Annotated in this window: 9 protein-coding genes; 5 read left to right on the top strand and 4 right to left on the bottom strand. The window is 72.1% G+C overall.

From position 1 onward, the window contains the following. Positions 1-33: 33 nt before the first annotated feature. The gene (locus tag AB8Z75_RS24675) at positions 34-1,506 is read right to left on the bottom strand and encodes an MFS transporter (RefSeq protein WP_369205563.1); all 1,473 of its coding nucleotides are present in this window, start codon (positions 1,504-1,506) and stop codon (positions 34-36) included. A 93-nt stretch (positions 1,507-1,599) separates the two neighbouring features. Between AB8Z75_RS24675 and AB8Z75_RS24670 the strand changes: the two genes are divergently transcribed. Both AB8Z75_RS24670 and dusB read left to right on the top strand, forming a co-directional pair. Next, on the top strand, positions 1,600-2,451 hold the full coding sequence (locus tag AB8Z75_RS24670) for a helix-turn-helix transcriptional regulator (RefSeq protein WP_369205561.1): 852 nt from the start codon (positions 1,600-1,602) through the stop codon (positions 2,449-2,451). 95 nt (positions 2,452-2,546) lie between these two features. Beyond that, positions 2,547-3,698, top strand: a complete 1,152-nt coding sequence (gene dusB, locus AB8Z75_RS24665; protein WP_369205559.1) for a tRNA dihydrouridine synthase DusB — start codon at positions 2,547-2,549, stop codon at positions 3,696-3,698. Between the two features lie 22 nt (positions 3,699-3,720). Here the strand turns inward: dusB and AB8Z75_RS24660 are convergent, their stop codons facing one another. Further along, the gene (locus AB8Z75_RS24660; RefSeq protein WP_369205557.1) at positions 3,721-4,626 is read right to left on the bottom strand and encodes a helix-turn-helix domain-containing protein; all 906 of its coding nucleotides are present in this window, start codon (positions 4,624-4,626) and stop codon (positions 3,721-3,723) included. Between the two features lie 158 nt (positions 4,627-4,784). Here AB8Z75_RS24660 and AB8Z75_RS24655 point away from each other — a divergent pair, with 158 nt between their 5' ends. Beyond that, positions 4,785-5,567: an SDR family oxidoreductase gene (locus AB8Z75_RS24655; RefSeq protein WP_369205555.1), complete on the top strand. Its 783-nt coding sequence runs from the start codon at positions 4,785-4,787 to the stop codon at positions 5,565-5,567. A 236-nt stretch (positions 5,568-5,803) separates the two neighbouring features. Then, a complete protein-coding gene (locus AB8Z75_RS24650; protein ID WP_369205553.1) occupies positions 5,804-6,034 on the top strand; it encodes a tautomerase family protein in 231 nt (76 codons plus the stop codon). 46 nt (positions 6,035-6,080) lie between these two features. On the opposite strand, the gene AB8Z75_RS24645 is transcribed toward AB8Z75_RS24650, so the two are convergent. After that, a complete protein-coding gene (locus tag AB8Z75_RS24645) occupies positions 6,081-6,665 on the bottom strand; it encodes a gamma-glutamylcyclotransferase family protein (RefSeq protein WP_369205551.1) in 585 nt (194 codons plus the stop codon). Between the two features lie 412 nt (positions 6,666-7,077). Here AB8Z75_RS24645 and ppdK point away from each other — a divergent pair, with 412 nt between their 5' ends. Then, positions 7,078-9,837 (top strand): pyruvate, phosphate dikinase, encoded by a 2,760-nt coding sequence (ppdK, locus tag AB8Z75_RS24640; protein ID WP_369205549.1) that lies wholly within the window; start codon positions 7,078-7,080, stop codon positions 9,835-9,837. Positions 9,838-9,968: 131 nt separating this feature from the next. On the opposite strand, the gene trxA is transcribed toward ppdK, so the two are convergent. Next, positions 9,969-10,310 carry a thioredoxin gene (gene trxA / locus AB8Z75_RS24635; protein WP_369205547.1) on the bottom strand — a complete coding sequence of 114 codons (342 nt, stop codon included), beginning with the start codon at positions 10,308-10,310 and terminating at the stop codon, positions 9,969-9,971. Positions 10,311-10,367 lie beyond the last annotated feature (57 nt).

Genomic DNA, 10,367 nt, shown 5'->3' with positions numbered 1-10,367 from the left:
CCGCTACTCCCTCCGCCCCACGCCCCCCCCGGGTCACCGTGCTGTCCCGCGCGCTGTCCGCAGCCCGGTCACCGCGAGGGCCACCAGGCCACAGGACTGGACCGCGAACACCACGGCCAGCGCCCCGCGCATCCCCAGGTGCGGCACCAGGGTCAGGAACAGCGAACCCAGAGTGGCCACACCCACGGCGAGACCGGACTGCTGCGCCGTCGCGGCCAGGCCGCTGCCCGCTCCGGCGCGCGAGGCGGGCACGTCCGCGAGCAGGATGCGGAAGTAGGTCGGCAGTTGGAGCCCCTGGCCCAGGCCGCACAGCACGAGTCCGGGAGCCAGGGCGAGGGGCGGCAGTGCGGGCCACCCGGAGAACAGGGTGAGCAGCAGGGTCCCCAGCCCGGTGCCCTGTGCGACGGCGCTGAGCGCCAGTACGGGTCCGGCACCGAGCCGATCGGTCACCCGGGGCGCGGCGACCGACGCGGCGAACTGGGCCACCCCCATCGGTGCCAGCGCGAGCCCCGCCGTCAACGCCCCGTACCGCAGTCCTTGTTGCAGTACCAGCGCGCTGACGAACATGAAGCTGCTGAAACCGAGGAAGACGGGCGCCCCCACAAGCAGGCCCCGGCGTACGCCGGCCTCCCTGAGCAGCGAGGGCGGCAGCAGCGGGCTGCCGCCCGCACGCTCCTGACGGCGTTCGACGGCGAGGAAGGCGCAGGTGAGCGGCGCGGCTGCGGCCAGAAGGGCGGTCGACCACCAGGGCCAACCGGCCGCGCGCCCCTCCGTCAGCGGCAGCAGCAGGGCGGCGAGTGAGCAGGTAAGCAGCACCGTCCCCGCCACGTCACCGCGTGCGGGCGCGTCCGAACGGCTGTCGGGTACCAGGCGCAGCCCGCAGGCCAGGGCGAGCACCACGACGGGCACGTTGACCAGGAAGACGGCCCGCCACCCGGTGCCGGCCGGGTCGGCGGCGACCAGGGCCCCGCCGAGCACCTGCCCGGCGACGATGGAGACCCCGCCGACAGAACCGAACAGGCTGACGGCGCGGGCCCGGGCCCGCCCCGAGGTCGTCGCGTGGATCGTGGCCAGGACCTGCGGGAACATCAGCGCGGAGGCGGCGCCCTGTGCCACTCGCGCGACGATGAGCCACCCGACGCCGGGCGCGAAGCCGCAGCCGAGCGAGGTGAGTCCGAAGGCGGCGACGCCCCACAGGAAGAGCCGGCGCCGGCCGAAGGCGTCGCCGAGCCGCCCGCCGAACACGAGGAACGCGGCGTAGGCGACGGCGTACCCGGCGACGACCATCTCCAGGGCGGCCGGGGAGGCGCCGAGATCGCGCTCGATGCTGGGGAACGCGACGTTGACGACGAAGAAATCGATCATGGGCAGCGCGGCACCCAGCAGCAGCGTGTACAGGCCGAGGGGGCGCAGCGCCGCGGGAGCGGGCGGGTGCGGCGCCGCCTGCGCCGCAGGGGTCTTCGTGGAGGCGGCGGCGGGCTCGCCGGTGGCGACATCGTGGCTCATGGTCACGAGCCTTGGCGAGCCGGCAGCCTGGTACCAGACGCTCCTCATCCTGGTACCGGCACCACCTGGCAACAGGATGGCGCGTGTCGCAGGATGACCACCATGAGCGCCGAGACCGTCCGCAGAGGTGAGCTGGCCGCGTTCCTGCGCAGCAGGCGTGAGCGGATCGCCCCCGAGCAGGCCGGGCTGCCCCGCGGCCCGCGCCGCCGCACACCCGGGCTGCGCCGGGAGGAGGTGGCGCACCTGTCGACCGTCGGCGTGACCTGGTACACGTGGCTGGAGCAGGCCCGCGACATCCAGGTGTCGGCGCAGGTGCTGGACGCGCTCTCCCGAGCCCTGATGCTGGACGCGAGCGAGCGCGCCCACCTGTTCGCCCTCGCGGGCACGGCCGATCCGGCACCGGCCGACGAGACGACGGCGGTGCCGCCGGGTATCCGGCAGATGCTCGCCCAGCTGGAGCCGTTCCCGGCCTGTGTGCAGAACGCGCGGTACGACATCCTGGCCTACAACCGCACCTACGGCCGCCTGCTCGGCGACCTGGACGCGCTCCCGGCCGAGGACCGCAACTGCATGTGGCTGGCCTTCACCGACCCCGAGTGGAAGGCCGCCATGCCCGACCGGGAGGAGACGGTCCGGCTGATGACGGCCCGCTTCCGTTCCCGGATGGCCGAGCACCTGGCGGAGCCGGCGTGGAAGGCGCTGCTCCGGCGGCTCGAACATACGTCGGGGGAGTTTCGCGAGCTGTGGCAGCGGCACGAGGTGGCCCGCGCTGTCGACAAGTGCAAACGCTTCCGCAACCCGCTGGTCGGCACGCTCTCGTTCACCTACCACGGACTGTGGCTGAGCCCGGCCGAGGGCGCCCGCATGGGGACGTACGTGCCGCGCGACGAGCAGACCCGCAAGGGCGTGGAGCGCCTGCACGAGCTGATCACCGCGGGCTCGTAGGGACCGGGCGGATCGCGGGCTCGGCGGGGGCGCCGCCGGATGGGGGACAATGGGGAGTCGCCCGTACGCCCCGTCACCCGAAGGACCGTCGCCGCATGACCCAGCCCGCCGCGCAGCCGCTGCACATCGGACCGCACGCCGTCTGGCCTCCCGTCGTGCTGGCGCCGATGGCGGGGATCACCAACGCGCCGTTCCGCACCCTGTGCCGGGAGTTCTCCGGAGGCCGGGGCCTGTTCGTCAGCGAGATGATCACGACGCGGGCGCTGGTGGAGCGCAACGAGAAGACGATGCAGCTCGTGCACTTCGACGCGAGCGAGAAGCCGCGCTCCATCCAGCTGTACGGCGTGGATCCGGTGACCGTCGGCAAAGCGGTGCGGATGATCGCCGACGAGGACCTGGCCGACCACATCGACCTCAACTTCGGCTGCCCCGTCCCCAAGGTCACGCGCAAGGGCGGCGGCTCGGCGCTGCCGTACAAGCGACCGCTGCTGCGCGCCATCCTGCACGAGGCCGTCGGCAACGCGGGCGGCCTGCCGGTGACCATGAAGATGCGCAAGGGCATCGACGACGACCACCTCACCTGCCTCGACGCGGGCCGCATCGCCGTCGAGGAGGGCGTCACCGCCATCGCGCTGCACGGACGCACGGCGGCACAGCACTACGGCGGCACCGCCGACTGGGACGCCATCGCGCGTCTCAAGGAGACCGTGGGGGAGATTCCGGTGCTGGGCAACGGCGACATCTGGTCGGCCGGCGACGCCGTGCGGATGATGCGTGAGACCGGCTGCGACGGTGTCGTCGTGGGCCGCGGCTGCCTGGGGCGGCCCTGGCTGTTCGCCGACCTGGTGGCCGCGCTCACCGGGGAGGGCGAGGCGGAGTACGCCAGGCCCACCCTGCGCGAGGTCGCCGAGGTGATGGTGCGGCACGCGCGGCTGCTGGGGGAGTGGCTGGGCGACGAGGAGCGCGGCGTCATCGACTTCCGCAAGCACGTCGCCTGGTACACCAAGGGCTTCTCGGTGGGCTCCGAGATGCGTCGCCGGCTCGCCGTCACGGGCTCGCTGGAGGAGCTGCGCGGCCTGCTCGACGAACTGGACCTGTCCCAGGAGTGGCCGCAGGGCGCCGACGGGCCCCGTGGCCGCACCCACTCCCGCAACAAGGTCGTGCTGCCCGACGGCTGGCTGAACGACCCCTACGAGTACGGCACGGACGTCGGCGCGGACGCCGAACTGGACACCTCCGGCGGCTGACCTCCCCCGCCGGACGCGCGGGTCAGCGCCGCGCTCCGGATTCCGCCGCGGACAACGTCTCCGCTGCCGTGTCCTCCGTGACGCTCAGCTCCTGGGTTCCGACGACGGACAGCAGTTCCAGCTGCTCGGCGCCCGGGCTTCCGGGCGGGGCGGTGAACCACAGCAGGCGTTGGCGTCCGTTCTCGCTGAGGAGGTTGTAGCAGTCGAGTTCGATGACGCCGAGCAGGGGGTGGACGATCCTCTTGCGGTCCATGCGGCGCACCGCGACGTCGTGGGTGTCCCAGAGAGCCGCGAACTCCTGGCTGCGGCGGCGTAGCACGGCGACCATCCGCGTGACCTCCGCGTCCCGGCCACGCCGGGCAGCCGCTGCCTGGAGGTCGGCCACGAACACCCGGGAGTGCTGCGGGTGGTCCTCGGGCGGGTAGATCTCACGCGCCCACGGGTCGGTGAACCAGCGGTACACGAAGCTCGCCGACGGGCCGCGGTGTGCCGGGGACTTGCCGAGCAGGGTCAGGGCCAGGTCGTTCTCCACCAGGGTCTCGTGCAGGTCGGTGATGACGCGCGCGGGCGTGTGGGACAGCCGGTCCAGGAGTCCGAGGAGCGCGGGCTGCACGTGTGCCGACGGTCCGTGTACGGAGGGCGGGACCGGCCGTTCGGCCAGGTGGAACAGGTGGTCGCGCTCGTCGCCGTTCAGGCGCAGAGCTCGGGCGAGGGCGGCCAGGGTCTGGGCCGACGGCTGCGCCCCGTTCTTCGTGCTGCCGCGTTCCAGTTCGGTGTAGTAGTCGGCTGACAGTCCTGCCAGCTGGGCGACTTCCTCGCGGCGCAGCCCGGGGACGCGCCGGCGCGGGCCTTGGGGGAGACCGACTTCGGCCGGGCGGATGCGGTCGCGGCGTGTCCTGAGGAAGGCGCCGAGTTCTGGAAGGTTCACCCCTCCATGGTCGCTCGGACGCCAGAGCGCAGCCAGGGGGTGGCATCCCCTGGGTAAACGCCGCCCTGGCTGGGAACGGGGGACCCGCCGATCGTGGAGGACGCAGCAGGGCGGCGGCAAGGCCGCGGCCCGATCCCCCTCCACCACAGGAGTCAGCTATGCCTGTCCCCACTGCCCTCGACGGGACCGCCGCTTCGGCCCCGCCCTCCGCCTCACCCCGTGTGGCGGTCGTCACCGGCGGCTCGCGCGGCATCGGCCGCCGGACCGTCGGCCGGCTGGCCGCCGACGGGTACGCCGTCGTGGTCGGCTACGCCGGCGACCGGGACGAGGCCGAGGCAGCCGTGAAGGAGGCCGTCACCGGTGGCGGCCGGGCGATCGCGGTACGCGCCGACGTCGCCGACGAACACGCGGTCGCGGCCCTGTTCGACACGGCCGCAGCAGAGTTCGGCGGGGTCGACGTCGTCGTGCACGCGGCCGGGCGGATGCACCTGGCACCGATCGCCGAGCTGGACTTGGCCGCCCTGGACGACCTGCACCGCACCAACATCCGCGGCACGTTCGTCGTCGTCCAGCAGGCCGCCCGTCGGGTGCGCCCAGGCGGCGCGATCGTGACGTTCTCCACGTCCGTGGTGGGGCTCGCCTTCCCGGGGTACGGCGCGTACGCCGCCGGCAAGGGAGCGGTCGAGGCGCTGACGCTGATCCTGGCCCGGGAGCTGCGGGGCCGGGACATCACCGCCAACGCCGTCGCGCCAGGCCCCACGGCCACCGAGCTGTTCCTGGACGGCAAGGACGAGGAGACCATCGCCCGCCTGGCCGCCCAGCCTCCGCTGGAGCGCCTCGGTACCCCGGCCGACATCGCCGAGGTCGTGGCGTTCCTGGCCGCACCGGCCGGCCACTGGATCAACGGGCAGGTCGTCCGCGCCAACGGCGGAATCGTCTGAACCGGCCCGGTCACTCCATCGATCGCCGAGAGGCGCCCTGTCGCGTAAACGACGACAGCGGAAGGTCCTCCAGGCCACCGGGGGCCTCCAGCGGTATCGGGGCGCTCTCCTCTCCGGGTGCGCTCTGGCCCCGCCGACCGCGTCCGCGCCGACTTCTTCCGCCGCATCGGACTGGGCAGCCTGCGCACCGCAGGCAACTCCCTGTCACGCCCCAACGAGAAAAGGAACGACTAGCCATGCCTTTCGCGAACTTCAAGGTCCCCGAGAAGACCCTCACCCCGCAGCAGAAGGAGGAGATCGTCACCCGCACCACCGAGCTGTACGTCGAGCTCTACGGGGAGCGCGCCCGCAACAACACCATGGTGCTGGTCGAAGAGGTCGCCGACGGCGGCTGGGGCATCTCCGGCAACGTGCTGACCCTCGCCATGCTCGGCGAGGCGGCACCGACCGGCACCAGCGACGCCTGACCGCACCACCCGGCGGCACCCCCGGCGCACCCCCGGGGGCACGCCCTCAGCGACGTCCTGCCCGCATCCGTGCAGCCGCCGCCTCCAAGCGCGCCGCGTACCCGTCGAGGTGGTCCCCCGCGAAGGTGTCGGCTTCCCAGTCGGCGGCGCGGACCTCGGGCGGGCTCGCCCATATGTACGCCCAGGTCCGGCCTGGTGCTGCCCGGTCGGCGCGACGGGTGCGACCGGTGCCGCCCAGGCCGTTGGCGCTGCCGGTGCCGGTGCCGGTGCCGGTGCCGGTGCCGGTGCCGCTGCCGCTGCCGGTGCCGCGGGCCTGGTCGAGGACGAGGTGGCGCAGCGCGTACGCGTCGTCCTCGAAGTCGTCCAGGAGCCGCCATGCGCGCGCGGTCAGACCGGTCAGCAGCAGGCCGTGCGCGGTCCGTCCGGGGGCCGGAACGAGGCCGGGGTAGGGCCTGCCCCGCAGCGCGGCGGTGCGCCAGCCGGAGGCCGTGGCGGGGGCGCCCGCCGGAACCTGGCCGAGAAGTGCGGTCAGTATCCGGCGGAAGCGCAGGGTGCCGTAGACGAAGAGAGCGTCGGCGGCGGTGTCGACGGGGGCGAGGCGGGGTGGTGGAGTGCTGTTCGGAGGGGTCATGCGGGGCAATGTACGGCGGCACCGAAGCTGTCCGCATAGTGAGACGTTCACTCGAATGGCCGCGTGATTCGCGCCACCTTGATAAGGGTGCCGCTCATATGAGCATCGAGGCCGCGCTCAAATGAGTGGTGTACCTCTCCAAGGAGCAGCCCGGAGTTTTACCGACCCTTGGTTCCGAGGTCGTACACATGCGTCGCGTTCCGTCCGCAAGACGGCCCGCCACGCACCTCAGCGTCATCATCCGTTCGGCTTCTGAATGGAGCGCCCAATCAGCCTCAACCGGTCGGTACTTTCGATCTCTCGGCAGACGGGTGGTTAGGGCCGTGTGACATGCCGCTGGACGTACTCGCAAGCCTTTGATCTGGGTACGCTCCCCGCCGTCAGGGCAACCGACCACGAGGAGCCGAGTCCGGTGCCGGTTCACGCGAAGAACACAAAGTCCGCAGTAGACGCGCAGCAGACCAAGTACGTCTACGACTTCAGTGAGGGCAACAAGGACCTCAAGGGCCTCCTCGGTGGCAAGGGAGCCAACCTCGCCGAGATGACCAACCTCGGCCTGCCCGTCCCTCCGGGCTTCACCATCACCACCGAGGCGTGCAAGGCCTACCTCGACTCCGGCGAGGCCCCCGCCCAGCTGCGGGACGAGGTGAGCGCTCACCTGAGCGCGCTCGAGGAGCGCATGGGGAAGAAACTCGGCCAGGCCGACGACCCGCTGCTCGTCTCGGTGCGCTCCGGAGCCAAGTTCTCCATGCCCGGCATGATGGACACCGTCCTGAACATCGGCCTGTCCGACGAGTCCGTGCACGGGCTCGTCGCCCAGTCGGGCGACGAGCGCTTCGCCTGGGACTCCTACCGGCGCCTCATCCAGATGTTCGGCGACACCGTGCTCGGCATCCACGGCGAACGCTTCTCCGAGACGCTGGAGGAGGCCAAGTCCGCGCGCGGCGCCACCACCGACGTGGACCTGAGCGCCGAGGCCCTGAAGGAACTGGTCACCAAGTTCAAGAACATCGTCTCCGAGGAGACGGGGCGCGACTTCCCGCAGGATCCGCGCGAACAGATGGACCTGGCCGTGCGCGCGGTCTTCGACTCGTGGAACGGCAGCCGCGCCCGCCTCTACCGCCGCCAGGAGCGCATCCCGCACGACCTGGGCACCGCCGTCAACATCTGCTCGATGGTCTTCGGTAACCTCGGCCCCACTGCGGGTTCTTTGGGGGGCGGCACCGGCGTCGCCTTCACCCGCGACCCGGCCAGCGGCCAGCAGGGCGTCTACGGCGACTACCTGCCCAACGCGCAGGGCGAGGACGTCGTCGCCGGCATCCGCAACACCGTGCCGCTCGCCGACCTCGAAGCGCTCGACAAGGCGTCGTACGACCAGCTCATGCAGATCATGGAGACGCTGGAGAACCACTACAGGGACCTGTGCGACATCGAGTTCACGATCGAGCGCGGCAAGCTGTGGATGCTCCAGACGCGGGTGGGCAAGCGCACCGCGGCTGCCGCGTTCCGCATCGCCACCCAGCTCGTCGACCAGGGGCTCATCGACGAGGCCGAGGCGCTGCGCAGGGTCAACGGCAGTCAGCTGGCCCAGCTGATGTTCCCCCGCTTCGACTCCAATGGGGGCGTCAAGAACGCCGACCAGATCGGCTGGGGCATCGCCGCCTCGCCGGGCGCGGCCGTCGGCAAGGCGGTCTTCGACTCCTACACCGCCATCAAGTGGTCACGGTCCGGCGAGAAGGTCATCCTCATCCGCCGCGAGACCAACCCCGACGACCTCGACGGCATGCTCGCCGCCGAGGGCATCCTCACCTCGCGCGGCGGCAAGACCTCGCACGCGGCCGTCGTCGCCCGCGGCATGGGCAAGACCTGCGTGTGCGGCGCCGAGGAGCTGGAGGTCGACACCAAGCGGCGCTGCCTCAAGGCCCCGGGCGGGACGGTCGTCGAGGAGGGCGACGTCGTCTCCATCGACGGCTCCACCGGCAAGGTCTACGCCGGTGAGGTGCCGGTCGTGCCCTCGCCGGTCGTGGAGTACTTCGAGGGCCGCATGCACGCCGGTGCCGACGACGCCGACGAGCTGGTCAAGGCCGTGCACCGGATCATGGCGTACGCGGACCGGGTGCGCAGGCTGCGGGTACGGGCCAACGCCGACAACGCCGAGGACGCCGCCCGCGCCCGCCGGTTCGGCGCCCAGGGCATCGGCCTGTGCCGCACCGAGCACATGTTCCTCGGCGAGCGGCGCGAGCTGGTCGAGCGGCTCATCCTGGCCGACACCGAGGAGGAGCGGAAGCGGGCACTGCACGCCCTCCTGCCGCTCCAGCAGGGCGACTTCGTCGAGCTGTTCGAGTCGATGGACGGTCTCCCCGTGACGGTACGGCTGCTCGACCCGCCGCTGCACGAGTTCCTGCCGGACATCACCGAGCTGTCCGTACGGGTCGCGCTCGCGGAGTCCCGCAAGGACGCCAACGAGAACGACCTGCGGCTCCTCCAGGCCGTCCACCGGCTGCACGAGCAGAACCCCATGCTGGGCCTGCGCGGTGTCCGCCTCGGGCTGGTCATCCCCGGACTGTTCACCATGCAGATCCGCGCCATCGCCGAGGCCGCGGCCGAGCGGAAGGCCGGCGGCGGCGATCCGCGCGCCGAGATCATGATTCCGCTGGTGGGCACGGTGCAGGAGCTGGAACTCGTCCGCGAGGAGGCCGAGCAGGTCATCACCGAGGTCGAGCGGGAGCGAGGCGTCGCCCTGGGGCTGTCCCTCGGCACCATGATCGAGCTGCCGCGGGCCGCGCTCACGGCGGGCCAGATCGCCGAGTGCGCCGACTTCTTCTCCTTCGGCACCAACGACCTCACCCAGACGGTGTGGGCCTTCAGCCGGGACGACGTGGAGGCCAGCTTCTTCACGGCCTACCTGGAGAAGGGCATCTTCGGCGTCTCCCCGTTCGAGACCATCGACAAGGACGGGGTCGGCTCGCTGGTCCGCAGCGCCGCAGAGGCGGGCCGGGCCACCCGGCCCGACCTCAAGCTCGGCGTCTGCGGCGAGCACGGCGGCGACCCCGAATCGGTGCACTTCTTCCACGAGGTCGGCCTCGACTACGTCTCCTGCTCGCCGTTCCGCATCCCCGTGGCGCGGCTTGAGGCGGGCCGCGCGGCGGCCCAGCAGGAGGCCACCGCGTAACGCCACGCAGCACCCACCCCGGGCTTCCGTCCGCTCACGACCCTCACCGCGGACGGGGCCCGGTCCCCAAGGAGGCGGCACCCGTGCGGGGGTGCCGCCTCCTTCATGTCTCCGTCACCGGTGTCCGCACCTCACCGCCTCTCGTCCAGCTCCAGCCGCTCCACCAGACGGCGTTCGGGATGGGCGCCGACCACCGAGCGGGTGGGCTCGCCGTCGCGGAAGAGGACGAGGGTCGGCATCGACAGGACGCCGTAGGCGGCCTGCGTGGCCGGGTTGCGGTCCACGTCGAGGGAGACCACTTTCAGCCTGCCCTCGCGCTCGGCGGCGATGCGGGCGAGCACCGGGGCGACCATGCGGCACGGCGGGCACCAGGCGGCGGTGAAGTCGACCAGTACCGGCACCTCGGAGCGGAGCACCTCCTCGCCGAACGTCTCGTCGGTGACCTCGGGCAGGTGGGTGGTCTTCGCGCTCATCGTTCTCCCTCGGTGGCGTGCGGGTGCGGGTGCGGCGGAGTCGGTGCGGGGGGCGGG

The sequence above is a fragment of the Streptomyces sp. PU-14G genome, assembly GCF_041028275.1.
Lineage (GTDB): Bacteria > Actinomycetota > Actinomycetes > Streptomycetales > Streptomycetaceae > Streptomyces.
This window is presented reverse-complemented; position numbering and strand designations above follow the sequence as displayed.

What these genes read in the sequence shown, in the direction of transcription:
- trxA (WP_369205547.1), bottom strand. Translation starts at nt 10,310, where the DNA reads ATGAGCGCGAAGACCACCCACCTGCCCGAGGTCACCGACGAGACGTTC.
- AB8Z75_RS24645 (WP_369205551.1), bottom strand. Translation starts at nt 6,665, where the DNA reads ATGACCCCTCCGAACAGCACTCCACCACCCCGCCTCGCCCCCGTCGAC.
- AB8Z75_RS24675 (WP_369205563.1), bottom strand. Translation starts at nt 1,506, where the DNA reads ATGAGCCACGATGTCGCCACCGGCGAGCCCGCCGCCGCCTCCACGAAG.
- AB8Z75_RS24650 (WP_369205553.1), top strand. Translation starts at nt 5,804, where the DNA reads ATGCCTTTCGCGAACTTCAAGGTCCCCGAGAAGACCCTCACCCCGCAG.
- dusB (WP_369205559.1), top strand. Translation starts at nt 2,547, where the DNA reads ATGACCCAGCCCGCCGCGCAGCCGCTGCACATCGGACCGCACGCCGTC.
- AB8Z75_RS24655 (WP_369205555.1), top strand. Translation starts at nt 4,785, where the DNA reads ATGCCTGTCCCCACTGCCCTCGACGGGACCGCCGCTTCGGCCCCGCCC.
- AB8Z75_RS24670 (WP_369205561.1), top strand. Translation starts at nt 1,600, where the DNA reads ATGACCACCATGAGCGCCGAGACCGTCCGCAGAGGTGAGCTGGCCGCG.